The sequence below is a fragment of the Paenibacillus cremeus genome (assembly GCF_007786445.1).
Lineage (GTDB): Bacteria > Bacillota > Bacilli > Paenibacillales > NBRC-103111 > Paenibacillus_G > Paenibacillus_G cremeus.
In genome coordinates, this window is sequence record NZ_VNJI01000011.1 from 55,713 (window position 1) to 77,242 (window position 21,530).

Below are 21,530 nucleotides of genomic sequence, written 5' to 3' on the forward strand. Positions count from 1 at the left end.
CTTGATTCATCCCCCTGTTATGGTTGCCATAAACGGGAGTTATTTATGGCAACCCAATAGAGAATCATTAGTTCTTTTGGGACATTTTTTCAAGCAAAGATGCTGGAGCTTTTGGCTCGTTAACAAAACCAGCAGACGATGGAGTGATAACAACATCACCAGTTGTTGGAGTTGTATCAGTATAGGCAGCATCAACAGCAGTTTTCATGATTGCTTTAGTAAGAAGTTTGTTCAACATGTATTTTCACCTCCTTTAATGAAATATGCGAAAGGCAATAATTTACATTCTACTAAACTCTTCCTTATTACGTTTGCTTGAGAAATATATTGTAACCATCGTTATCAAAATTAGAATAACGACGAATGCAATCAATGCTGTAGCGTTTTTTTCTGAAAAGTACATGTAACTAAACACCGCTAACTGGATCACAACAAGTACACCCAAATTAAGGAATACAATATTCTTCGTTGTTACATTTTCTTTTCCGTCTAACTCAAATCCAAAGCTCGTATTTGTGAATTTTATGTACCAACAGAAAATGTAAATGATGGTTACTGTGACAACTTGTAATGCATGTCCTTCGAATGAATCAGGTTGAATTTGTTCAAGATCGACAATGTTATACATTTTTATGATGAAGACTAAAAGTCCTTGAACACTCAGGAAAGCAGCATACCCAACTATTGAAGTAAAAAATCCATAGAGTAATTTCTGCTTGAACATCAGAATCATCATAGCTACAACTAACAAAACTTGAATCGGAATTGCGTATTGCTGCATATTAAGCAGTTCAATAATTATGTAAGAACAACCTGCCAAGAGTACCGATGATCCAACTAACTCTTTGATGTAATACTTTACGTGGAAGTGGAATATTGACATTACCAACAATAAAATCGATGAAAACTCAAGAGATGACAATAGAATAAATAACGCCTTTTCCAACATTAGAATAACCTTCTCTCTTTTTAATGGTTTCTATTTAATTTAAATAATGTTGTTAAGGATTGAACAAAAAATGCTACTGTTATTGTTTCATAATTTATTGTCAGCAAGTTAAGCAGGACTATTAGGATAGAGATAAATTTTAGTTTCAGATATACTTTACTTTGCCAATTTGCTTTAACCTTGTATGTTAACGGTGCTCCAATGAATAGTATTACTATCGAGACTATAGACATTATAAGCGCAGTCTGTTCAGTTACTTTTATTAGAGGGATCGTTGTTAATATGATGGTTGATATCAACACACACATCTCAGATGAATTTACATGTAGGCCACCAGAATATCGCCTTAGTAAAGCGAAGCAGAAAATTGCTAGAATAATGTCTAGAAAATGACTTCCGATGATCAATCCTATTGTTATCGTGAACGTAATAACAAATATGTAATTTAACCATAAACTTAAGCCATATTGCAGCCACTCAACTTCTACATCCGATTCTTTATCCCACTTCTTGACTAAAACAGCCAATCCGTAGGCCATACGACTTATGATTGCAATCTCCCCCTTCTAGAAACATAGTCCCAATTATACATTATCTATTTAATCTCTTCAAGCAATTTAACTCGTCCTTACATTTATTAATTTACCATGTTTTACATGTATAAGTCAACAGTTTTTTATATATTATTTGTATATTTTATTTTATTTGAAAAATAAGAATACCCTCGTAATTTAACGAGGGTACAGATTGCGAATTGTCTCCACATTTAAAAATTCTGACTTGATCCTATACATTGATTGCTCACCATCGATGCCGAATTGTTTCATAATCAAACTATAGTCTTCAGAGCTTAGTTGATCTTTCGAACCAAGTAACGAATTCGCCATTTCTAACATGCCACTATATGCAATATGCTTTGGCACAAACATCGGCTCCTGCAAATCCGCAGCAATTTTAGTAAGTCTTCGGTGAATTATATTCTTTTCGCTTTGCGAGTAGCTTTTGGTATTAGTATTAGCTGTCTTAATTACAAATTCCGTGTCGATCAGATTTGCAATATCAGCTTTGCGGTTGACGTTCGGCTCTCCGTTCATTTTTTCATAATCGAGTTCCAGAGATGCGCGGACAACTAATTTGATACATTGAGGGCTTACTTTAATTGTTCGTCTGTTCCCTTCGTCGTCCGTCAGAGTTAACGTCTCATTGTCTCTATCTACATCAGATGCCTTAAGATTAAGGAGCTCGCTACTTTCTTTCCCTGAGACCCCATTTCTAAGCAAACTAATTACCACTCCGTCTTGAGCGTTAACACAACTATCAATAATCTTGTCTAATTCCTCTCCAGTCCAATACTTTTTAATTTGATTATTGACAAACTGGATTGCCCAATCATTAGGGGTGAAATCAAGTGGATTCAGTCCTTTTTTTGCTCCAGAATCTAAGGCAAATGAAATATATTTGCTAATCCAGCTTATATTCTGTTTGCTGGAATACTCTGTTGTAGGCCTGAACAAATATAATAACTGTCTGATTTGCTCAATGTTGAAATCATAAAGGTCTTTTCCTAAATCGCTCTCTTTATTAAAAGAAATCTTAAATATTCTACCCAAAGTTTTTTGTGTCCCTTTGCCATACTGAGACATAAATTCATTTTTAAATTCTTCGTTGTATATCTGATCCCCATAAAGAATATTGGACATCGCTAAACAATTCCTCTCCCACGAAAATTAATTAATCAAATCATCTATAGTTACATTGCCATCAGGTTCAGTTCCCTTAACTTGTTTTTCAAAAAACTTTCTAATTAAATCTTTAGTCTGATTAGAGTTTCTATTTCCTTGCTCTTTCATAATTGTTCCATACTCAGAATCCTTGCTCATATCGATTGAGTTAACTAATTGAGTAACACTCTCAACTGAAAGAGATTTATTATCATATAAATGTTTCGCTATTACACAATACCCTACAAAGGTATTATGATGATTCAACCAATCTTCTTTCGACTTTGCAAGAATGTTTGTTTTGAAGTGTTCAGGATAAGAATTGAGAAGAATCCCAAAGAATCTCTTGAGATGTTCAAATACCATTTCTTCTTCTAAGTCGTTTTTAATTTCAAAAATAGTTCCAATTGATTTAGAAAGTACATCAATGTTTGTAAGCTGCCCCAGTTTTTTATCGACTCTCGTTCTAATTGACACTTTACCTTCTAATGCAGAATCATCCATAAGTCTTTTAGCAATATTTCTTTCTGACCCTTTTTCATTGTAATGCTTTGCCAATACCTTATCAAATGGATTGACCGTATTGAACTGCCCCAAGGCTTCCTGTGCCTTCTTGAGAGTGTAATGCTTGATTGACACGTTCATATAACCTTCTAGATTTGGATCGATTTGAAGTGCTCTAACCATACCCTGAAGTCTGTGCCAACCGTCAATAATATCAACTTCTGTACCCTCATAAATTGTCAAATCGCCATTATCATATTCGATCTTATCGTTTCCGTTCACCAAAATGTTGAAGATGATGGTGTCAGTACTAAAATCGCCTTTTAACATTTTGTCAGCAATTGCTTCTACACTTTTCTTGACTGTCTTAGGTTTGACTGTTACTTTTCCTTTCTTTGTTGCTTTTTCAATCGGAAGTCTTTGACACTTGAAGTTGTACGTAATCATGTCTGCCAAGTACCATCCTACAATCTCTTTATATGACATGGCAGTTATGAATTCTGTCTTACCAGTTCTAATTACATTTACAATTGTATAAGGGAAAGTTGGTAATTCACTTTCGTATTCATACTTTAAGGCTTTATTTATTTCTCTAGAACTGTAAAATGACTTTGGATCAATTCTTTTATCATCTGTAATTTTGTGAACTACAATTGTAAGCAGAGTTAATTCTTCTTGTGATAACTGATCCAGTCGCTCATTGTGAATTAGAATTTCATTAAATCTTCCTCTTGGAATATGGTGCTTCGCAAGTTCATCATCTATCTGCATTTGTTGTTCTTTTTTCTTATTTACGTCTTGTAGAACTAAACTTAATGCATCAATTAAATCTAAATTTTCAGCAACGTTACTCATCAAGACCATCCCCTCATATTTTTTATCCATTACTTTAATTATACACCAAATAAATAAAAAAATACACATAAATGAAAATTGCAGTCTACGCAATTTCATACTATGTATATTCGGAAATTATATAAATGTGTTCTATGTGATTTTGCAGAAGTTAAAATTAACAGAGTGAATCTCAATTTCAAATTTAAACTTCATCTATGAAATCAACTTTATATGCCCATCTAAACCCACCTGCTGTTTTTCGTTTTCCGTTACACACTGAAGAAATATTTTCAATTGATACTTTACATTTTTCTGAAGCAACAGTCGCACTTATATATTCACAGATAAATTGACCATTCAATGTCAACTGAACAATAGGTTTTCTCGTTTTTACACCTGCTTTAGCACTTCCATTTCTCGATTCTTTTGTTGGATCATACGCACACCAACCTAATTCCAACCCAATCTTAAGATATTTAATTATCGTAGGTTTAGATATTTTCATTATTTCAGAAATTTCATTAGCGGTAATATTGTCGTTATTGAAGTATTCACAAGCTATTTTTATCATTGATTTTAAACTTAGTTCGTGGCACGAATCCCAGTTTATTCTACTCAAATTAATAATTGTTGCCAATTCACTATTTAGAATACTGCCTTTTATATAATTCAACTCTGACTTGCTACAATTAATCACTATATAATACCTTATATTATGACGTAAGGCCATATCTCGTTTAAAACAGTCATTCATTTTTTCCTCATCTAATGTTCTTTTGCCTAATGTGTTTTCCTCATAATGCTGTCTCCCGTGAGTTTCAATGATACAGTTTAAGGATGGGATATAAAAATCAAAACTCTTTTTTTCTGACCACTCAAAAGATTTTTGATATTCAAAATCAATACCTGCTTGAAATAGTAGATTGTACATAAGCCTTTCTGGGTAAGGAATTGTATTAGAACATTTGGGGCAAGAAACACCGTACAAGCTAACAGAACTTATTCTTTTATTCTTTATTTTACTTAAACAATCAGGACATTTAAAATCAACATGTTTTTTGCTCATGATTGTATACCGATATCCATCTTCATGATTCCAAAGTAGGGTGCCTAAAATTGGATCGACAGTATGAATATCATTAATCCCCTTTACAATCTTTCTTGGGGCAATACAACATGCATTACAACCTGCTCCGCGAGATATAGCTGCCTCTCTTATTTTGTCTTCATTTCCGCAATTTAGACACTTATAAAAATAAATCTTAGCCTTCTTATTGTCTTTATATTTTCCCGTTATCTCTAGTTTCCCAGAATTAACGTTGTCGATAATACTTCCAATCTCGTGAAAATGATCAGAGGTTATTTTCCCCAATAAGCACCCTAGCTTGCAACTCGTAAATCCGCTTATATACATCGAATGAATTCGATTTTTATATTTTAGCTTTATGTAGTAATTCTCATTATACTCCAGTATCTCAACAAACCCAGACATTCCTTCATAAATAAAACCAACGCTCAACCCTACACATCGTTTCCAGTCAACATACTTTCCCTTTTTCGGAAGGTCATCTAAAAATACTTTATTCAATTATTATCCACCACCTTTATATTATAGAATACCATATTTTACTTCTTTGTTAAATATAAAAAATACACACTAATATAAAATAAAAATGTATATTTAAAATTATGTTTGATAATCTTTACTGAGCTAGGAAATAATACTCTAAGTTGCAGAAATATCAACTTCAACTTGATCGATCAATTCCCACTCGTTAAACTTATCTTCAGTTTGAAGATACACTAATATACGAGCTGGCACATTATAGCTGTAATGTAGTTTCTGCGCCTTTAGAATTTCTCTTCTCGCATGAAGAATAACAGTGTATTGTTTTCTCGCATAATGAGGTTTGAGTGATACGCCAAACATCTTGATTTCACTTTTGTATTTGAGCATCAAAACATCACCATTTACTTAGTTTTATTAATCATAATAAACAGAAAACATTTAACTTAAACGTTCGACACTTTGTCGAATAAAATTAAGTTTTTCTACCAATTATATATTAGGTTAATGTATCCTTGGTAGCAAAAACCCCCTACCCTTGCACACTAAAAAGGTAAGTATTTTGGTTTCTTCAACTCATTAGAAAGTCTATGCAAGTCTTGATCCACATGTTCTGCATCACTAATAAGTAATACACTAATTAAGTCATCTTGTTCTGTTGTAAAAGTAAGATGAAGTTCTCCTCCAACATCAATTGTTCCAATGTAAAACTTGTTCATTACCTTCAAAAATCTCCCCTCGAAAAATTCCCAATTGATCAGAAATTATTTTCTCCGAATCTCTGCATACTTGGCAGGTTCTTCTTCTCTACTTTCGTCTCTATGCTCTCTTGCATATCGCAATACATCATCATAGTTATTGAAAGTAGTATCCAAAGACTTTAATGGACAAACATCTCAGCGATGTTTAAAGTCACGTAGGCGCAATTCAACACCTTTTGATATTTGATACAAACTTGATACTAAACTACACTTAATTTCTTGTCCATCATTTCAAGTCTACCAACCTCTACATCATGCAACCTCAAAAAGTTGTCCCAAGTTTCAATACATTTTTCTCTATTAACTTCATTTAATTTACTATTCACATTCATAATCAAAAAAGCACTATATAAATCACGTTGCACTAAATTATTTCCAATCTTCTTCCATCTTTCTTCTATAGTAGATTTTTTGTATGTGTCATCAATGTGACTGTACTGACTTGCTCTTGTCGATCTTGTGTCAATTTCGTTTAAAAGCAATCCATAATAACTCAATTTATTTTTTAGTATATTAATAAACATTGAAGGCGCTTTATTACTTATTGATTTACCATATCTCTTTTTGCTCTTGAATTTTCCATGTTTATTCTTCTCTGTTTCTTTGGATCGTCTACTCAATCCAGCATAAGATATTGGCTCTATATAAAATTCATTTCCAAGTGATACAATTTCGTTAGCAAGAACATTATGATCCATTTTTCTTATGCTTGCTAATTTGCGTTGTAATTCTGCCAGTGCGTTTTTCGTTTTAATATAACTCTTACTTAAAATCCATTTGTCTTTATTTCCTTTTTTAATTGTCCCGTCTTCATTGAATTTATGAGGATTATTCGCCCTACATTGACGATCTAATTTGCGTTGCAATCTACGTTTTTCTTTATCAATACTGTTGATACTTGGTGCAAGCTCATATATTTTAGCAGAAGTTTCACACGACACAGCCATAATCTGTAATGATGTATCAATCCCAACTTTACCTTCGCCAAATTTATGTTTAAACATTCCAGTTTCATTGTCAATCTTTTTTGGAGGGATGCCTTCAAGTACAAGTTGAATATAATACCTAGTTTCACCTCTAATCAATTTGCGAACAATACGACAATATTTAATTTTTCTTGTTAATGCTTCATATGCATAATCGTCATTCTTCTTAAGAAGGACTGGAATTTTTAATTTATTCCATTCAAGATGCTCGTTACGATACTTAATACCTTGTCTATTACTTGCACCTTCAATTGAGTCCATTTCGCCAACTCGTTTAATATATACCCTCTTGGCTCTGCCGATCATTATTTTAAACGTTGCAGCAAAAGCTCTTTGTGCTAATTTCTGAGTTGTACTTGAATCAATGCCGTTAAATTCATTCACACGCAAAGGAGTTGAAAACATGATCATGTCATTTTTAGTAAATTTAAATTCAGTTTGAATTCGTGCGTATGCCTTAGACTGTTCTTTTTTTGGCAGATTTTTAATATTTCGATATTGTCTTGATTGTCGCATTAGATTGAGCCGTTTTAGCGACTCTTTTAGTAAGGCATTGTAAAGTTTGCGAGACAACTCAAAGTATTTCTCTAACGCATGATTGTCAGAAATTGATGAATTTAAAGGTAATTCTAAAATAAATGTTGACAAGAAATATTTTCACCTCCTATCTCGCGTAGAAAAATTCTAAATCATTTCTCTTTCAATGTACGACTCCAAAACTCCTGCTGTTATCGCAATATTTCGTCCTGAAGTGTCCAAGTAGTCGTACCAGTTCTCACCTGTCACCTCAGATAAACTTGGTGCTTTCTTAATGCCATGAGCCTCATCTACAATTCTAACATATCTACGTCCAATGAAGTATTTATATTCTTTACCTTTAACTTCAATTGACCTCATATGGCTCACCTCCCTTTAGAATTTTTTTTGATTTAACATCACTTATTAATTACATACTGTTCATACTGACCCAAATCAATCGTCCACTGCTTTGTCGATCTTTCTCTCCATTCTTTAAATGCATGTTTCCTGTGTGATTCATATTCCTTTTTTGTGCAATTATTAACTTTCATGAAATGAGAAACTAATTCATCTAAATTTAATTCACCCTTTTGTGCAAGAATATTGGCGTAACCATGATGTTTAATCAAATGGCACGGTTTACAAATTGCAATTAATCCTACAAGTTTCTGGATCAAGTCAGTCTCGTCGTATTCCCAAATTTCATGACAGTCAAGAACTACATTTTCAGCACCACATATTCCACAAGTTACTTTATATTTTGAATAAGTTTGTTTTCTCAATTTATCCCAAGTTTCTTTCGAGACAACTTTTCTGAGATTATTGTAAAAAGAAGTTTCTGGCACTAAATCTATTTCTAATTTCAATTTCTCCATTTTTACACCTCCATCAATCTCGCTCATGTTCTCTAATGCTCTGTTTTTCATCATCATTTTTACAATGAAATCTGAATTTTAACGACTCAGTACTTCTCACCATTATCATTCAATATCTCTACAACCTGTTCAATCGGAACCTTGAGAATTGAGCAAAGTCTGTCGATGGTTTCCAACGTAATCGACTCACCCTTTCTGATCTTAGCAAGTGTCCTCGATGAGAAACCATGAGATTCAATCAACTCTTTAAATGTCATTTCTTGTTCCTCTAGAGTTTTCAATAATGGACTAAAATTAATCATCTTATCACCTCAATAACCAACATAATTTCCATATATTGAATATAACATGTTTACATGTGTAAATCAATACGATAATTAATATTTTATATATTATTCATCTTTTATTTTTTTCATGATAAGAGGCATTGCTGCCTCATAAAACTTATTACTTCATTGGTTTTAATTTTAATGCCCTATACGTCATCAAACATGCTTCTAAGTAATCGCGTTCGTCAGATGTTAAATTTGTCATCGAATAAGAATTAGAGCGAGCATTAAGAAACCATTGGGGAATACTTGTTTCTTCTTCCTTTAGATATTCTTCAAATTTAGTTTTAATGATAATACCTTGTTTTTTTCTAGTATCTTTCCATTTCTGAAATCTAAGTAAATGATTCAATTGCATTAACAACTCAATAGGATTATTCAAATACAAAGTTTCATCTATATCAATAGGTAGTTGATATTGCATCTTTAGACGTTTCAACTTAACTAAATCATCTTTATGCTGTTTCCCTTTGTCTGCTATGGCAGATAAATCGCCTATCATCGTTAACAAATCTGTTACCAAGTCGGCCTTGTTAAGTTCCTCTTTAACTTCTTCTGGAGCCTTCTCCATATATGCTGCTCGAATCAACAGTTCAGGATCGTTTCCAGTTAATTCTGCAATTGCCCTGTTCAATTCGTTATTCGCAGGAGAAACCTTCCCATTTTGCAACTTACTCAAATAGGCTTTATCAACTTGGAATCCAATTTTCTTAAGTTTGTTCGATAATACTTGCAGTGAAAATGGAGACCTTGCTATATAATCCTTTATCATGTCAGCATAGTTCATTATCATCACCCGTTACATATCATACCACTCGTTGTATTTTTTAGTCAACCAATGTTGTACGTTGACTACAACGAATATATGTAGTATATTAAATACAACAATCGTTGTACTAGTTTTACTACGTTTAAGGGAAAGGAGATGAGAACAAATATGCGAACATAAATACGAACAAGTGTTTGTAATTTCCAGCAAGTCATGCTATTATATATTCAACCGTTACAGAACAGCCCACGCCCACCAAAATGAATCGGAGATGGTTACATGGAGCCGCAAAAGACACGAAGAGCATGGGGTAAACTCGAAATATACCTTGAACACCCTACCCAATATTACAGCCGTGAGGAAGTCATAAAAGCAGCTACAGACGCTCTCAATAGTAAGCTAATCACTGTACTCGATGGCGATATACATACGTCTGACGGACGCTGCTTTCCACTTATAGCGACCAACTGCAAATTGACATGGCTTGATGCTGTGTCAGATGATGAATTATAAACAAAGAAACCTGCTTCCGAATCGCCCACGGAAACAGGTTTTATTTTTACCATCTAGTTAAATCCACATTGCGTACTACTTCTTTGTTATTGTTTTTAGTATCCACTATCCGGTAACGATCAGCAAGGAAGAATGTCAATGCACTTTTATGGTTACTAGTTAATCCCGTTTTTATCCATGTCTCCATTTTATTAACTGGATCATAATTGGATAATCTCTCTAGACAGTACCTTTTACTCTTTGAATCACTCATTGCTCTCCCCAGCTTTACTTTTTTCAATAACGTTTTTCGTCATTGACACACATTATAATAACGCAAAACGCTATTGTCAAGGAATTTATTTGTATTATTTTGGGTACGGCAATATAATTGTTTATGCTGCACTGATAACACTTCGATCTTAATTGGCAAATAAAGGGGATACATATGACGAAACGAAGAGTAGTCAAATCAAACTTAAAGGATTTGCTTCGAAAGCATGGAATAGATCAGAAAACACTACATAACATCTCTAAAGTTAGGGAATTAACTATAGGCGACATGGTTAAGGATGAAAACAAGATGTTTGCCAGAGATAATTTAAATAGCATAATCAATGCTTTGGGTGTGAAGGATATAAAGGAACTTATAACCATTGTAGAAGTCGATGAAAAAGATGATAAGGGAAAGAAATAAACACAGGTAGATTAATTCTTCCTGTGTTTTATATTTATATTGAAGTTGATGACGTTTGAAATAAGTCAAATAAGTCCATGAGAATATCCGAATTAGTATACGCGGCAATCGCCTTATCTGAGATACGACTCAAGAATGATCCAATATCTTTAAACAGCTCAACTGGATTCATAAACTTTCCATTCGCATCAATGAGACCAAAATGGAGATGATTGCCCGTTGAGTTTCCGCTGCTTCCGCATTTTCCAATTGCGTCTCCCCGTTGAACAAAATCTCCAACGTGTAACTTTGTTGACTCGCTAAAATGCCCGAACACCATTTGCTTACCGTCATTTAGTTTTATGATGATCCCATGGCCTAAACCTTTTGATCCTTGCTCGACTACTCGTGACACAACCCCACTTAGAGGCGCATAAATCGAATCTCCTGCGTTGCACGTAAAGTCGATGCCCGTATGAGGAATTTTATGAACTGAGTCTACTGATCCGAATCCTGCGCTTACAGTGCCCACAGGAACAATCATAGTAACGAATCCACTCTTACGATAAACCACTTCCATGATGAACTCACCTCATGATGTCTTCTTCCTTCATAAATAATGGGTAGCAACGCAATCCGAACATTGTTATGGTCTCTTTGCTTATCTTTTGCAGTAGTATCATAATTCTTCGTACTATAATTTAGTTTTAGCTCACTGTACTCATCTAATTGAAAAACATGATAGTCAGTTATGTCGTACATGACAGCAGGTTTAAGAATATAGTCATCGCATATTTTCACTGCTTTTGATTCATCTGTCCCATTAAGTTGAAATCGTTTAATTGCTTCTTTAATAATATGCTGATACTTCGCCTTACCTTCACCAGCGATTTTACCATTGCTATAAGTTGCGTTTATTACAGGGAGACTAAATACCCAATAATACTTAGCCCACCAATTCCAACCGTCTCGTATCTCTGTCACTGTAACTTTTACACTTTTTAGAGGTGGCAATCCTTCAAATAACCTATCGAACATATTTGGTTCGCTATTATGGAAATTTGAAAAATCAAACGTCTTTGATCTGATTTTAGGGTCTTTTGACCAATATACGTCTTCACTTTTTCGCATAGTAGCCTCCGCAAAAGATTATTTGTTTTCAACCACCAGTCCGATTGATTTTAAATATTCAATTTGAGCATCCGTTATCAGCAAAATGTCTTCTATTGTGTACAACTTTCCTTTATTCTTCAAATAATCTTGAATAAACTCTGCTTCTTCGAGTTCATCTACTTTCACTAAGATCACTTCTCCTTGAACAATGTTGTGTACCAAACACTCCTTAACTTATAAGGAAAGACGAGTTTCATAAGCTTTTAAAAATTTCAGTAAGATCAATGGCATCTTCAAATGCAATCTCATGAATATAGCATTCTCCAGAAACAACTTCGCCATTGTTCCTGATTTCAGTGCATACAATACCTCCACCTGAATATCGAAGCGGAATAACTATGATATTATCGCATCTTGGCAATTTTAAAATTTTCATACTTACCTCCAGTTGAATCACAAATTTTAAGCCGATTTAACTAATTTACTTTTAATCTGCTGTAACGATAAATCTTTAACCATTCTACAGTAATAATCAAAACTGCTGGAATTCAAATCTTCGACTGTTATAAGCTCATCTGTATAGTTGTCGATGATATCAACTTTGAATCCATTCGGCTTTTCAAAAATTACAAAAGTTACATCAGCGTAGTAATCATGCTCATCAAGGATTGTTTCTGCTGCATCTGCTGTTATGTATTCACTGTTAGAAATAATCCGCTTAAGTAAATAGTCTCTTTCAATAAATCGAATCCTCTTGGCATTTTTCACGTTTTAAATCCTCCCATATTCCTTTTTAGCGTCATTGACTGCCCACACAATACCAACCATTACAGCAAGCCATAGGATCGAACCTAACGCTTTCCACCAAGTTGAATCTATAAAGTCCATACATCGGCCTCCTCTTTATATGTATCCCGTTCCTCTTTGGTGTGGAATACGCTTAATATAGAACTACGATAAGTTTTTACACGTTGCTTTCCGTTAATAAAAACAGAAGCCAAGTATTTTTCTTGCTCTGGATAATAATCCTTAATGATTGCTTTACCCAAACCATTAATCCAAACTGCTTGATTCTTTGCGAAGATCATTTTTTGTTGTCCTCCTGTTATATGATAAATCGAAGATTTTATCGAGGTAAATCACGAGAAAAGACAGACCCACGCTTAGGTGCTGCTACTTCTTCTGGAGCAATCCCTTTACCTACTACACTCAAACGGCCTTCATCGTACCATTGCCCATCACGAGGCTTACCATCTTTATCAACTGGAGGTTCTACCCAATATTGATTACAATTATGAAGGTTTTCAATTACCACTAATACCTTACCTCGAAAACCAGACACTTTATCCTGAACTTCTGTACCCAGAGGAATAGCATATATTTTTTGATATTCATCTTCTCCATGCACTGCTTTAGAATCATCGACAATTTCAATTCTAGACTCATCAAAATACTCCGTTTTCTTGGGTGTTCCATCTGATGCTAATTCTTGAGGTGCTATGCCATATTGAGCACATCCGAACAAATGAGCGTTACGAGCAATAATAATACCTTCAAATCCAGATACACTGTCTTTAGCTACTACGTTCATTGGATAATTAAATTTTGTTTGCATTGTAGTCCATCTCCTAGTTTTTATTTTGTTATGATTAAAAAAGCTGCTCTTTATCAAAATTCCTCAATTGAGACCAATTCATAATTACAACAATTTTTAATCGCCTCGGCTTGAGCAAGAATTAATGCTTCTTTCTCACAAAATGCATAAACTGTAGTCGTCCATCCAATCAATCTCACTTCATATTTCTTAGGTTTCATTTTTCATCTCTCCTGCTATCGAATAAAATTGCTTTTTCATTAGTTCAATCTAATCACATGTTGAGTCTTACACTTTTTACATTCTACATAGAAAGAACCAATATATTCCCAATGATGTTGATGCAATAACTTACAAATTAACTGTTTCAATTTTCAAATTCCCCTTTGCTTCAATACTTCTGGCCTCATACTCTGCATCCGTCTCGCTGTTATAGCAGGTTTTACATTCATCATAGAAACCAAAATGAACCTCTCCACAATTGCTACAGACTTTAAATTCAACCTCTACCATGCACACTCAACTCCTATGCATAATTTAGTTTTCAACTTGCCTGAGCCAATCCTAGAGCCTCTAAGACTTCATCATAGATACCATTGTCATAGATAAACTGATTTACATGTTCAACTTCTTCATTGGTGAGCGAGATTTCAAAAGCCTCCGTACCTTCAAGCAGTGCCGTTATGATGATTTCACCATCTGGATCATAAACCAGATTCAAAATAGTCACTACGTTAACACCAATCTCAGCAGCTTCGGCCTGAGTCAATTGCACATCTAACAATACTTCAACGAATTCCTCTGACTTTAACACCATTACCAAACCTTTTGCTTTCATGTTCAAACACTCCTCTTGATGTTATTAGAGTAAAGATTGGTTTCCAGTTAGGCGAGTAACATTTGGGGCAAACCATCGTTTTCTCTTGATACTCCGCAAAGGTAAATTGAGAATTACATCTTTTACATTCTTTTTTACACATTGTCATATGTATTGGTTCATCTCCTGTTTTATAGGATATTATATGCACTGGCCTATATTCATGTTACAATTCAATTCATATATTTTTCTTTTATAACTTTTGCAATGGCCTCGTTAATCTTATACGTATCATAACCGATGTGTATTTCGTAAATAGTGAAATTGCTGTATGCAGGAAATTTGCGTGATGTAAGCTTGAATGGTTCGCCTGATCTAATCCGCTGCAATAGTTCTTGAGTGGTTATTCCAGACACATAAATCAACTCCTCGCAAATTGTTGCTCCTTATTGATAAAGTCAATCATGTTATCAATAGCCTCGCTTCTAGACTTACCAAAAGCCACTCTGCCAAACAAATCTTCAACCACCCACATAAAGCCACGTTGATAAATTGAAAAATTCTCTTTTTGTTTGTTGCCGTTAATAATTTCTTGAAAGTCAAATTCACTGCCCATGTTTATCTCCTCCATTCCACAATTTAATCAATTCATGCTAAATGCTACAACTAAATACATCTTGTTATCAATAGTAAAAACTACTGTTCGGATATTTAATACATCGGAAATAACATAAGAATTTAATTTGGCATATAGATTAATTTTTCATCCCTGCTTTCCTTGTGATTCAGTGGCATAAATTCCAGCCACCCGTTTGTGCCTAGCTAAAACTTTTCATTGTCTCATAGTCTCATCTCTCCAATGGTTTATGCTTTATATAAACAAGAAACATTATCGAGCCATTCTCAATCTTTTGAACATCATATACATTCATTAATTAATCCATTAGAATATTTCTAACTACAAACATTTAGTTTTTCCTCCATATATTATCCCTAGTAAATCCATAAAAAACCCACAAGAAGAACCAAGCCGCTGTTACTGACGTTCCAATTACACCTAGGTTTACATTTTCTAATATGCCAGCTAAAGATACATAAGAAAATAACAATCCGAAAGACAATGAGAATATCTGTATTAGTAACATAAATATTTTTACTGCAATATGCTTATTTTTCATTTTTAACCTCGTTCAAAAGGAGTCATCGATTCAAGTCCATATACATTTCGTTTGCCATTAACGACATTGCTTCTGTGTTATTAGAAATAAGCATCATCATAAATGTTTCGTACACCTTTCTATATTCTTCTCCAGTTAAACCCTTACGATTTGCAACCTGTCTAAACTCTCCAAGTAAAGCACGTGCTTTCGCATCATTGTTTAAAACATCGATTACTTTTTGACTAATCATTTTAGACACCATCCCCTCGAAATACTTCTTTTATTGTACTTCTTTTTCCAGTTGCTCAAGTTGTTCTGCAATAAAATCAATCTGCTCCTGTGTCCAATCATCATCATATTGCCAATCATTCATTCTTAAGTTTACCTCCTCATGAAAGAATCCTTTTATCGTCTTTTTTCTAATTCTACTCGTGTTATGTCTTTTTCATTAATTCCATGTTCCTTTGTTGCTTTTTTAACTGCGTATTTTTCATCGTTAGCTATAATCCGAGTAAATATCTCCTTACCGTTTGAAAGAGTATGGTAAACTAAATAGAAAGGTTGCGCCGTTAATCCGTTCATTTTACTTCATCTCCTTTTAAAATATTCAATTCATCAGAACCATTTGCCATAATAGTGTTCATCCTGCTTTTTCTTTGATAAGGTGTTACATTGATTTTGCTCATCTTTCAATATAATCTCTTTATCATCTTCATAAACAATCTCATACAACTGACCCTTTGTAAAAATTATAGAAATGCAATCTTCTACACACATTAGGTTTCGTTTTTTTGATTTATCCTTTTTAATTTCATCTAAGTGATTAATTAAAAAGTCTTTACCCTCAATTGAAAGATGAATATTTTTCATTAGTTTATCAATCCTTTCTCAATCATCCATTGTCTTGTATTGCTTGAACAGTGGTCATAAAACCCTTTTTTAACAATCCACTTTCCAGCATCAATCATATTATCAAATGTTTTTAAAACTTTCGCCGCTACATTTGAACTACCAGTGTAGTAAGTGTTTTGTTTAACTTGAATTTTTCTACTACCTGAAGTATTTTTTTGACTAGACTCCTGAAAAAATACAATCACTTTGTTTTCCATTTTTGAAAATCCTCCTCATCGAATGAAAATATAGTTTCATTACCATTTGTTACCTTAATATTAGCACGTTTACATATATAAATCAATATGTATTTTCTATATTTTACTTAATTTATTTTCTTTATTCATATTAAAAATCCCACATATCAATTATTCATTGATACATGGGATCATGTTTTAAATTTAAATATAAACGGCAACTAGTAACATCCCTTTCGACTGTTGGTTACATGACCAGCATTATTCTAATGTTTCCTTGTTCAAAACGCTTATCTTTCTCTGCTTTGCTAATTGCTTTCTGAGGATCAATACCCCATTCAATAAGTTTATTCATCAGCATTTCCTTTGTAAAAGCTCCTTTGCCAACAACAAGAAACATATAATCGACTCTCCTTTTAAATTTTTATTTATACACAAGCAGCAACTTGTTTTTCTGGAATATAATTAAACAATCCAAAACTAATCATAAGAGCCTCATCAACTTTAGTCATATCTCTTGTACTAACAACTGCGTCTAGTTTATGTAATACTCTTCCCTTATCTACAAATCTGCATTGTTCCAAAAGCGCAATGCTGCTTTCTTTTAAATTTAGATTAACATGAGTAGGTAACATTTTTTTAACCTTCGAAGTAATAGGACAAATGCCCACAACTGGTGAAAATCTATTTCCAATGTCATTAGAAACAACTAGACATGGCCTCAATCCTTTTTGTTCAGCTCCCACAGCGAAGGTTAAGTCGCAAAGCACAATATCTCCACGTTTGATTTCTAATTGATCCATACTTTTCACTCCTATATCTAAATTCATATTTTATGTTTATAATCACATTATACTGTTCCAATTAACCAAACACAAGCGAACATTTGTTTTATTTCCAACTTGTCAATACTATTTTCTGTTATGAAAATCCATCTTGAAATATGCTCCATTTTATGGTATCGGCATCATCAATCACACCCCTTTGTATATCTTATTTATACCCAGTTTGTACATATGCTAATCATTTAATCATTAAATTATAATCATATTTTCATTTTTAAGTAATAAAAAATCACCTCCAGCTTGCGGAGATGATCCTAAAGAAATCTACATTTTATGCTATGTCCGAATCTCCAATTTCAAAAATAAAACCTTTGGATAAGCCTTCAGTTACTTTAACTTTGATTTTTTCACCTATGCTAACTATTTCAACTTCATCAGATATTAATCCGATATAAGGGAAATCATGAGCATAAGCGAGACAAACCTTTTGACCAACTTCAAGCTTTTTCATTTGTATACAACTCCTTTAAATGAGAGTATGAATCAGTCATTTTATTGGAAAATCTCTTCAATGTCTTCTCTTTCGTTAATTTGCTCAAGAATGAAATCTAAGCCCCACTGAGATACTTCTTCATCGGACATCTCTTTAGGATCAAGCTTTCCAATACCTTCAGATAAGGTTTTTTCTAACATGTACTTTCCGTATTCCAGAGTTGTGTATTTATCTCCATCGATAATAAAACTTCTCATTTTCTTTCCCTCCATTTCACACAATAAAATAACCCTTTTATTTGGTAATAATATCCCAAACTAAATTAAATAAGCCTCGCTCAAACATAATGCTCTTGTACTCTCGCCATTCAGTATACGAAGTTGTGATACCCAATTTCGCTTTGTGATAACTGGTTTTAGCCTTAACAAAGAGTTCTTCATTGCTATATTCCATACTCAGCCCTCCAATCCTTTTCTTGTTCTGCTGCTTCTGATTTGCTTGCAACATAAATTGCGTCACCTATTTGGTTTCCTTCATGATCCTTCAACTGAACAACCCACGAGCGTGTTCCTCTGTCGTACCATTTATCAACTTTAGCTGGTTTTTGTTCAGTATCTTCTAGTGAGAAGTTATATTTAAACTTTTTCATTTCGACACCTCCTATGTATTTCCTTCTTGACTCCATTATAACCCATATATTTATATATGTAAAGTTTTAATATCTATATTTTACTTTATTTATTTTCAAACGAAATCATCTTTTCAATGGGAAAAGAAAAAGCCCTAAAAAAGGGCTTATTTAAACACTGGCACACCATCTTTAATTGTATATTGCATACCTTTGTTTTCTTTGCTCTCCACTTGTTTCTTTTTGGCCTGTGACCTACCAGTAATCATATCCTCAATTGAACTAAGTTTCTTCTTGCTCTCTGCATACTTCTTTTTCCACTTTTCAACTTCTTCTGAAAGTTGCTGATTCTTCTCATTCACCTGCTCAATAAGTCGATCCTTATCCATGGTTATAAAGTCAGCCATTGTCTTGTCGCTTTCCAATTCATTCACCCGAAGTCTCAGCATCGTGTTATCATCTTTTAGTTTAAATACATCATCAAGCAAATTACTGTTTTTCTTAAACAAGTCATCAATAACAATTGTTTGGGAATTATGTATCTGTTCCAGCATCCCATTATCAATATATACACTTTCAACAGATGAAGCCGTTTCTTCAACCGTTACCAATTGGAGGTGATTTTTCTTTCTTCCTCTTAACTTTTTATTTTGTTCAACAGTTTCAAAAAACTTTTCGTCTGTGATGATCGTTTTTAAGCTATTGTTGTATTTATTCAAACAAGCAGCCTTTGTATGATTTATTTTCTCTGATGCTTTTTGTGCTGCCTCTCCAAGTGTTCCACCATTATTGATTGTACTATAGTAACAATCCAGCAAAATCAATTCTTCTTTTGGTGTCCATGTTACAAGATGGTGATCCATGGCCTTAGACCGTTGCTCTTTGCTTGCAGACTCTTCAACGTTAAGGAGGTACGTTCTAACCTGCTTTGCAATTTCGCTGTCTCTGAGAAGCATTCCAATGCGTAGGATCGACCTTCTCGGAATCAACTTTACTATGAACTGGTTAGGGTTTAAGGCTTTTGACAAGATGTCAAAACCCTCTGATTTAGAAGTAACTTTCTTGACTCCATCTGATTTGAATTCATCTTTATGCCTATGCAATACTTGGTCAATAGCTGTCTTGTTTACTTCGTAATAATCTGCCACCATTTGAACCGTCATGCTCTCACCGTCCGGTAACAATGAAAGCAATTTAACCTTATTCATTACTTCCGTTTTAACTATGTATTGATCTCGAAAACTTTGATCCTCAATGAATTTTTCCTGTAATGCTAAATTTGTCAAAATAAACATCTCCTTTTATATAATTTATAATTGATTAATGTAAATATAACATATGAATTTATGTATGTAAATATAGGAAAATAAAAAACTCCAAGGGATTAACCCCTCAGAGCAGATTTAACACGGTAAACCATCGTTCTCCACACTTTCCTCAAGCTGCGTCTCTTCTCCTCTCTAAAGACAACCTCGATCTTCTTAGGGGAAGAAATAACGTATGGTTTACCATCTTTCATGCCGATAATCACTTGTTTCATATATGTATCTCTCCTTTGTGCTTTGATAATATAGTATATTTCACATTAATTTCAATATGCTATTTTTATCTATTTAACACAAAATAAAAAGCCACTTTTTAATTTTATTTCCCTTCTTCTTGATCCTCATAAAACCATTTAGGCTGCTTAGGAGCCTCATACAGAGGGTTTTCCTCGATGTCATAGATATTATCTAGCTTACCCATTTTCTTATACCAGAGCCAAACGTCATTCTTTGTGGCTAGGTTACTGTAATGTTTGCTTCCGTCATGGTAAATGACGACCCAACGAAATGATTTATCAATGAGAGATGTCATTCTGATTCCCCTTCTAAGCATTTATTGCAGATATCCAGCATTACTCCTGATCCTTCTAGTTGTTTTGGCTCATACCAGACTTGAACAATTTCAGATTCGTTTACTTCTCTTTCACAACCATCACAAATTATTTTTTCCATGGAATAATACCTCCTCGCTGTTATAGAAGGAAAGATACATCATTAGTCTATCCACCAAGCCAAATGTCATCATCAAAATACGGACAATCATTGTCTGTTACCAATTCCTCAAATGTTAATTTATTCAATTCATTCTTTTTCACGTTTCGATTCTGGCAATAGCCGTATGTCCCATAGTCATGACACCATGAGCAGTCTTGACATGCATGATCTTTATTTTCTTCTGTAATTGTTATAGCCTCCTTTATAGCGGCCTTAGAATGAAAAGTGTCGGCTGTTATGTATCAAATATCACTATTGCTGATTTTCAGTTGTATATTTAGTGTTTTATTATTGCCCTGAATTTCTTTTGTAGCCCACCTGCAATTTGATGGACTATAGCCTTTATTTACGTTTATTCTGTCAATAGTTAGGTTTTGACTATATCCATTATTTATAGACCATTGATAAAAATTGTCCAGACCATTTCCGCCTAACCATTCCTTACATATCATTATTCCTCTACCACCATAGTCTTGGAATTGTCTATGGTTTGAATTTAAACATCTTTGCTTCATATTATGATAAATCCTAGATATTCGTCCAAAAGTAATATCATTTTTTCTAGAATTGTTTAATTTTGTATGATCTTTGTTTTGTATATGACCACAAGTTTTTGTACGTCCTCTAGTTAAGTCACTTCCTCTAGTAATTACATAGTTTGGGTTTCCACAATCACATAAACAATTCCAAGCAACTCTATCCATTAAATTGTCTGCTCTGCTTATAACTATTAGTTCACCAAATTTTTGCCCTGTCAAATCCTTGAGTTTAATAAACTCATCTCCCTTATATTTTTTAGTTTTAATGGTGTAACAGAAACTTAAATCC

39 protein-coding genes are annotated in these 21,530 nt (G+C 33.6%); 1 reads left to right on the forward strand and 38 read right to left on the reverse strand.

Annotated features, from left to right (window positions below; all coding sequences use genetic code 11):
• Positions 1-67: 67 nt before the first annotated feature.
• The 13 genes from FPZ49_RS35570 to FPZ49_RS11015 all read right to left on the reverse strand — a co-directional run bounded on the left by FPZ49_RS35570 (position 68) and on the right by FPZ49_RS11015 (position 9,835).
• On the reverse strand, positions 68-238 hold the full coding sequence (locus FPZ49_RS35570) for a hypothetical protein (protein ID WP_186445747.1): 171 nt from the start codon (positions 236-238) through the stop codon (positions 68-70).
• A gap of 42 nt (positions 239-280) precedes the next feature.
• Complete coding sequence (locus tag FPZ49_RS10965) at positions 281-949, reverse strand: hypothetical protein (RefSeq protein WP_144846454.1); 669 nt, start codon at positions 947-949, stop codon at positions 281-283.
• A 20-nt stretch (positions 950-969) separates the two neighbouring features.
• A complete protein-coding gene (locus tag FPZ49_RS37450; protein ID WP_144846456.1) occupies positions 970-1,488 on the reverse strand; it encodes an accessory gene regulator B family protein in 519 nt (172 codons plus the stop codon).
• A 192-nt stretch (positions 1,489-1,680) separates the two neighbouring features.
• Positions 1,681-2,649, reverse strand: a complete 969-nt coding sequence (locus FPZ49_RS10975; RefSeq protein ID WP_144846458.1) for a tyrosine-type recombinase/integrase — start codon at positions 2,647-2,649, stop codon at positions 1,681-1,683.
• A 27-nt stretch (positions 2,650-2,676) separates the two neighbouring features.
• Positions 2,677-4,029 (reverse strand): DNA sulfur modification protein DndB, encoded by a 1,353-nt coding sequence (locus FPZ49_RS10980; protein WP_186445748.1) that lies wholly within the window; start codon positions 4,027-4,029, stop codon positions 2,677-2,679.
• A gap of 184 nt (positions 4,030-4,213) precedes the next feature.
• Positions 4,214-5,599: a hypothetical protein gene (locus tag FPZ49_RS10985; RefSeq protein WP_144846462.1), complete on the reverse strand. Its 1,386-nt coding sequence runs from the start codon at positions 5,597-5,599 to the stop codon at positions 4,214-4,216.
• Positions 5,600-5,737: 138 nt separating this feature from the next.
• Positions 5,738-5,968 (reverse strand): hypothetical protein, encoded by a 231-nt coding sequence (locus FPZ49_RS10990; RefSeq protein WP_144846464.1) that lies wholly within the window; start codon positions 5,966-5,968, stop codon positions 5,738-5,740.
• Positions 5,969-6,123: 155 nt separating this feature from the next.
• Positions 6,124-6,297 (reverse strand): hypothetical protein, encoded by a 174-nt coding sequence (locus FPZ49_RS35575; RefSeq protein ID WP_186445749.1) that lies wholly within the window; start codon positions 6,295-6,297, stop codon positions 6,124-6,126.
• Positions 6,298-6,539: 242 nt separating this feature from the next.
• Positions 6,540-7,973 (reverse strand): transposase, encoded by a 1,434-nt coding sequence (locus FPZ49_RS10995; RefSeq protein ID WP_144846466.1) that lies wholly within the window; start codon positions 7,971-7,973, stop codon positions 6,540-6,542.
• Positions 7,974-8,009: 36 nt separating this feature from the next.
• Positions 8,010-8,222, reverse strand: a complete 213-nt coding sequence (locus FPZ49_RS11000) for a hypothetical protein (RefSeq protein WP_144846467.1) — start codon at positions 8,220-8,222, stop codon at positions 8,010-8,012.
• Positions 8,223-8,260: 38 nt separating this feature from the next.
• Positions 8,261-8,719: an HNH endonuclease gene (locus FPZ49_RS11005; protein WP_144846469.1), complete on the reverse strand. Its 459-nt coding sequence runs from the start codon at positions 8,717-8,719 to the stop codon at positions 8,261-8,263.
• An 86-nt stretch (positions 8,720-8,805) separates the two neighbouring features.
• Complete coding sequence (locus tag FPZ49_RS37455) at positions 8,806-9,021, reverse strand: helix-turn-helix domain-containing protein (protein ID WP_144846471.1); 216 nt, start codon at positions 9,019-9,021, stop codon at positions 8,806-8,808.
• Between the two features lie 145 nt (positions 9,022-9,166).
• Positions 9,167-9,835, reverse strand: a complete 669-nt coding sequence (locus FPZ49_RS11015) for a hypothetical protein (protein ID WP_144846473.1) — start codon at positions 9,833-9,835, stop codon at positions 9,167-9,169.
• 922 nt (positions 9,836-10,757) lie between these two features.
• Between FPZ49_RS11015 and FPZ49_RS11020 the strand changes: the two genes are divergently transcribed.
• Positions 10,758-11,006, forward strand: a complete 249-nt coding sequence (locus FPZ49_RS11020) for a helix-turn-helix domain-containing protein (RefSeq protein WP_144846475.1) — start codon at positions 10,758-10,760, stop codon at positions 11,004-11,006.
• 34 nt (positions 11,007-11,040) lie between these two features.
• Here FPZ49_RS11020 and FPZ49_RS11025 read toward each other — a convergent pair whose 3' ends face one another.
• From FPZ49_RS11025 to FPZ49_RS11105, 25 genes are all read right to left on the reverse strand, one after another.
• Entirely contained in the window at positions 11,041-11,565 is a 525-nt protein-coding gene (locus FPZ49_RS11025) for a M23 family metallopeptidase (protein ID WP_144846477.1), read from the reverse strand.
• On the reverse strand, positions 11,526-12,116 hold the full coding sequence (locus FPZ49_RS11030) for a hypothetical protein (protein ID WP_144846479.1): 591 nt from the start codon (positions 12,114-12,116) through the stop codon (positions 11,526-11,528). The genes FPZ49_RS11025 and FPZ49_RS11030 overlap by 40 nt, the downstream gene beginning before the upstream one ends.
• 18 nt (positions 12,117-12,134) lie before the next feature.
• Complete coding sequence (locus tag FPZ49_RS35580; protein ID WP_186445750.1) at positions 12,135-12,284, reverse strand: hypothetical protein; 150 nt, start codon at positions 12,282-12,284, stop codon at positions 12,135-12,137.
• Between the two features lie 67 nt (positions 12,285-12,351).
• Positions 12,352-12,534, reverse strand: a complete 183-nt coding sequence (locus FPZ49_RS11035; protein ID WP_144846481.1) for a hypothetical protein — start codon at positions 12,532-12,534, stop codon at positions 12,352-12,354.
• Positions 12,535-12,560: 26 nt separating this feature from the next.
• Positions 12,561-12,866, reverse strand: a complete 306-nt coding sequence (locus FPZ49_RS11040) for a hypothetical protein (RefSeq protein WP_144846484.1) — start codon at positions 12,864-12,866, stop codon at positions 12,561-12,563.
• Positions 12,867-12,973: 107 nt separating this feature from the next.
• A complete protein-coding gene (locus tag FPZ49_RS11045; protein WP_144846486.1) occupies positions 12,974-13,186 on the reverse strand; it encodes a hypothetical protein in 213 nt (70 codons plus the stop codon).
• Between the two features lie 38 nt (positions 13,187-13,224).
• Entirely contained in the window at positions 13,225-13,713 is a 489-nt protein-coding gene (locus tag FPZ49_RS11050; protein ID WP_144846488.1) for a hypothetical protein, read from the reverse strand.
• Positions 13,714-13,766: 53 nt separating this feature from the next.
• The gene (locus tag FPZ49_RS35585; RefSeq protein WP_186445751.1) at positions 13,767-13,913 is read right to left on the reverse strand and encodes a hypothetical protein; all 147 of its coding nucleotides are present in this window, start codon (positions 13,911-13,913) and stop codon (positions 13,767-13,769) included.
• 130 nt (positions 13,914-14,043) lie between these two features.
• Positions 14,044-14,205 carry a hypothetical protein gene (locus tag FPZ49_RS35590; protein WP_186445752.1) on the reverse strand — a complete coding sequence of 54 codons (162 nt, stop codon included), beginning with the start codon at positions 14,203-14,205 and terminating at the stop codon, positions 14,044-14,046.
• A gap of 31 nt (positions 14,206-14,236) precedes the next feature.
• On the reverse strand, positions 14,237-14,530 hold the full coding sequence (locus tag FPZ49_RS11055) for a hypothetical protein (protein WP_144846490.1): 294 nt from the start codon (positions 14,528-14,530) through the stop codon (positions 14,237-14,239).
• Between the two features lie 400 nt (positions 14,531-14,930).
• A complete protein-coding gene (locus FPZ49_RS11060; RefSeq protein ID WP_144846492.1) occupies positions 14,931-15,125 on the reverse strand; it encodes a hypothetical protein in 195 nt (64 codons plus the stop codon).
• A 584-nt stretch (positions 15,126-15,709) separates the two neighbouring features.
• The gene (locus tag FPZ49_RS11065; RefSeq protein WP_144846494.1) at positions 15,710-15,919 is read right to left on the reverse strand and encodes a hypothetical protein; all 210 of its coding nucleotides are present in this window, start codon (positions 15,917-15,919) and stop codon (positions 15,710-15,712) included.
• A 155-nt stretch (positions 15,920-16,074) separates the two neighbouring features.
• Entirely contained in the window at positions 16,075-16,251 is a 177-nt protein-coding gene (locus FPZ49_RS35595) for a hypothetical protein (RefSeq protein ID WP_186445753.1), read from the reverse strand.
• Positions 16,252-16,284: 33 nt separating this feature from the next.
• Positions 16,285-16,539 carry a hypothetical protein gene (locus FPZ49_RS11070; protein ID WP_144846496.1) on the reverse strand — a complete coding sequence of 85 codons (255 nt, stop codon included), beginning with the start codon at positions 16,537-16,539 and terminating at the stop codon, positions 16,285-16,287.
• Positions 16,539-16,778, reverse strand: a complete 240-nt coding sequence (locus tag FPZ49_RS11075) for a hypothetical protein (RefSeq protein ID WP_144846498.1) — start codon at positions 16,776-16,778, stop codon at positions 16,539-16,541. The genes FPZ49_RS11070 and FPZ49_RS11075 overlap by 1 nt, the downstream gene beginning before the upstream one ends.
• A 226-nt stretch (positions 16,779-17,004) precedes the next feature.
• Complete coding sequence (locus FPZ49_RS35600; protein WP_186445754.1) at positions 17,005-17,157, reverse strand: hypothetical protein; 153 nt, start codon at positions 17,155-17,157, stop codon at positions 17,005-17,007.
• 28 nt (positions 17,158-17,185) lie between these two features.
• Positions 17,186-17,560 (reverse strand): type II toxin-antitoxin system PemK/MazF family toxin, encoded by a 375-nt coding sequence (locus tag FPZ49_RS11080; protein ID WP_144846500.1) that lies wholly within the window; start codon positions 17,558-17,560, stop codon positions 17,186-17,188.
• Positions 17,561-17,873: 313 nt separating this feature from the next.
• Positions 17,874-18,053 carry a hypothetical protein gene (locus FPZ49_RS11085; RefSeq protein WP_144846502.1) on the reverse strand — a complete coding sequence of 60 codons (180 nt, stop codon included), beginning with the start codon at positions 18,051-18,053 and terminating at the stop codon, positions 17,874-17,876.
• Positions 18,054-18,094: 41 nt separating this feature from the next.
• Positions 18,095-18,292, reverse strand: coding sequence for a hypothetical protein (locus FPZ49_RS11090; RefSeq protein WP_144846504.1), 198 nt, complete (start codon positions 18,290-18,292; stop codon positions 18,095-18,097).
• Between the two features lie 37 nt (positions 18,293-18,329).
• Complete coding sequence (locus FPZ49_RS35605) at positions 18,330-18,488, reverse strand: hypothetical protein (RefSeq protein ID WP_186445755.1); 159 nt, start codon at positions 18,486-18,488, stop codon at positions 18,330-18,332.
• Positions 18,478-18,684, reverse strand: a complete 207-nt coding sequence (locus FPZ49_RS11095; protein ID WP_144846506.1) for a hypothetical protein — start codon at positions 18,682-18,684, stop codon at positions 18,478-18,480. Before FPZ49_RS11095 ends, FPZ49_RS35605 begins: the two co-directional genes overlap by 11 nt.
• A gap of 146 nt (positions 18,685-18,830) precedes the next feature.
• Positions 18,831-19,949, reverse strand: coding sequence for a hypothetical protein (locus tag FPZ49_RS11100; RefSeq protein ID WP_144846508.1), 1,119 nt, complete (start codon positions 19,947-19,949; stop codon positions 18,831-18,833).
• 98 nt (positions 19,950-20,047) lie between these two features.
• Entirely contained in the window at positions 20,048-20,203 is a 156-nt protein-coding gene (locus FPZ49_RS35610; RefSeq protein WP_186445756.1) for a hypothetical protein, read from the reverse strand.
• A 313-nt stretch (positions 20,204-20,516) separates the two neighbouring features.
• Entirely contained in the window at positions 20,517-20,660 is a 144-nt protein-coding gene (locus FPZ49_RS35615; protein ID WP_186445757.1) for a hypothetical protein, read from the reverse strand.
• A gap of 284 nt (positions 20,661-20,944) precedes the next feature.
• Positions 20,945-21,406 (reverse strand): hypothetical protein, encoded by a 462-nt coding sequence (locus tag FPZ49_RS11105; RefSeq protein ID WP_144846510.1) that lies wholly within the window; start codon positions 21,404-21,406, stop codon positions 20,945-20,947.
• Between the last annotated feature and the right edge of the window lie 124 nt (positions 21,407-21,530).

Coding starts and splice junctions, on each gene's coding strand:
- FPZ49_RS10975 (WP_144846458.1), bottom strand. CDS start 2,649: ATGTCCAATATTCTTTATGGGGATCAGATATACAACGAAGAATTTAAA.
- FPZ49_RS35595 (WP_186445753.1), bottom strand. CDS start 16,251: ATGAACGGATTAACGGCGCAACCTTTCTATTTAGTTTACCATACTCTT.
- FPZ49_RS35610 (WP_186445756.1), bottom strand. CDS start 20,203: ATGAAACAAGTGATTATCGGCATGAAAGATGGTAAACCATACGTTATT.
- FPZ49_RS11090 (WP_144846504.1), bottom strand. CDS start 18,292: ATGAGAAGTTTTATTATCGATGGAGATAAATACACAACTCTGGAATAC.
- FPZ49_RS35600 (WP_186445754.1), bottom strand. CDS start 17,157: ATGTTTCTTGTTGTTGGCAAAGGAGCTTTTACAAAGGAAATGCTGATG.
- FPZ49_RS35585 (WP_186445751.1), bottom strand. CDS start 13,913: ATGAAACCTAAGAAATATGAAGTGAGATTGATTGGATGGACGACTACA.
- FPZ49_RS11085 (WP_144846502.1), bottom strand. CDS start 18,053: ATGAAAAAGCTTGAAGTTGGTCAAAAGGTTTGTCTCGCTTATGCTCAT.
- FPZ49_RS35590 (WP_186445752.1), bottom strand. CDS start 14,205: ATGGTAGAGGTTGAATTTAAAGTCTGTAGCAATTGTGGAGAGGTTCAT.
- FPZ49_RS11030 (WP_144846479.1), bottom strand. CDS start 12,116: ATGCGAAAAAGTGAAGACGTATATTGGTCAAAAGACCCTAAAATCAGA.
- FPZ49_RS11095 (WP_144846506.1), bottom strand. CDS start 18,684: ATGAAAAAGTTTAAATATAACTTCTCACTAGAAGATACTGAACAAAAA.
- FPZ49_RS11015 (WP_144846473.1), bottom strand. CDS start 9,835: ATGAACTATGCTGACATGATAAAGGATTATATAGCAAGGTCTCCATTT.
- FPZ49_RS35570 (WP_186445747.1), bottom strand. CDS start 238: ATGTTGAACAAACTTCTTACTAAAGCAATCATGAAAACTGCTGTTGAT.
- FPZ49_RS11105 (WP_144846510.1), bottom strand. CDS start 21,406: ATGGATAGAGTTGCTTGGAATTGTTTATGTGATTGTGGAAACCCAAAC.
- FPZ49_RS35615 (WP_186445757.1), bottom strand. CDS start 20,660: ATGGAAAAAATAATTTGTGATGGTTGTGAAAGAGAAGTAAACGAATCT.
- FPZ49_RS10965 (WP_144846454.1), bottom strand. CDS start 949: ATGTTGGAAAAGGCGTTATTTATTCTATTGTCATCTCTTGAGTTTTCA.
- FPZ49_RS35575 (WP_186445749.1), bottom strand. CDS start 6,297: ATGAACAAGTTTTACATTGGAACAATTGATGTTGGAGGAGAACTTCAT.
- FPZ49_RS11075 (WP_144846498.1), bottom strand. CDS start 16,778: ATGGAAAACAAAGTGATTGTATTTTTTCAGGAGTCTAGTCAAAAAAAT.
- FPZ49_RS11005 (WP_144846469.1), bottom strand. CDS start 8,719: ATGGAGAAATTGAAATTAGAAATAGATTTAGTGCCAGAAACTTCTTTT.
- FPZ49_RS11000 (WP_144846467.1), bottom strand. CDS start 8,222: ATGAGGTCAATTGAAGTTAAAGGTAAAGAATATAAATACTTCATTGGA.
- FPZ49_RS35605 (WP_186445755.1), bottom strand. CDS start 18,488: ATGGAATATAGCAATGAAGAACTCTTTGTTAAGGCTAAAACCAGTTAT.
- FPZ49_RS37450 (WP_144846456.1), bottom strand. CDS start 1,488: ATGGCCTACGGATTGGCTGTTTTAGTCAAGAAGTGGGATAAAGAATCG.
- FPZ49_RS11065 (WP_144846494.1), bottom strand. CDS start 15,919: ATGATTAGTCAAAAAGTAATCGATGTTTTAAACAATGATGCGAAAGCA.
- FPZ49_RS11045 (WP_144846486.1), bottom strand. CDS start 13,186: ATGATCTTCGCAAAGAATCAAGCAGTTTGGATTAATGGTTTGGGTAAA.
- FPZ49_RS11080 (WP_144846500.1), bottom strand. CDS start 17,560: ATGGATCAATTAGAAATCAAACGTGGAGATATTGTGCTTTGCGACTTA.
- FPZ49_RS11025 (WP_144846477.1), bottom strand. CDS start 11,565: ATGGAAGTGGTTTATCGTAAGAGTGGATTCGTTACTATGATTGTTCCT.
- FPZ49_RS11035 (WP_144846481.1), bottom strand. CDS start 12,534: ATGAAAATTTTAAAATTGCCAAGATGCGATAATATCATAGTTATTCCG.
- FPZ49_RS11055 (WP_144846490.1), bottom strand. CDS start 14,530: ATGAAAGCAAAAGGTTTGGTAATGGTGTTAAAGTCAGAGGAATTCGTT.
- FPZ49_RS11050 (WP_144846488.1), bottom strand. CDS start 13,713: ATGCAAACAAAATTTAATTATCCAATGAACGTAGTAGCTAAAGACAGT.
- FPZ49_RS37455 (WP_144846471.1), bottom strand. CDS start 9,021: ATGATTAATTTTAGTCCATTATTGAAAACTCTAGAGGAACAAGAAATG.
- FPZ49_RS11020 (WP_144846475.1), top strand. CDS start 10,758: ATGACGAAACGAAGAGTAGTCAAATCAAACTTAAAGGATTTGCTTCGA.
- FPZ49_RS10990 (WP_144846464.1), bottom strand. CDS start 5,968: ATGCTCAAATACAAAAGTGAAATCAAGATGTTTGGCGTATCACTCAAA.
- FPZ49_RS11070 (WP_144846496.1), bottom strand. CDS start 16,539: ATGAAAAATATTCATCTTTCAATTGAGGGTAAAGACTTTTTAATTAAT.
- FPZ49_RS10980 (WP_186445748.1), bottom strand. CDS start 4,029: ATGAGTAACGTTGCTGAAAATTTAGATTTAATTGATGCATTAAGTTTA.
- FPZ49_RS11060 (WP_144846492.1), bottom strand. CDS start 15,125: ATGGGCAGTGAATTTGACTTTCAAGAAATTATTAACGGCAACAAACAA.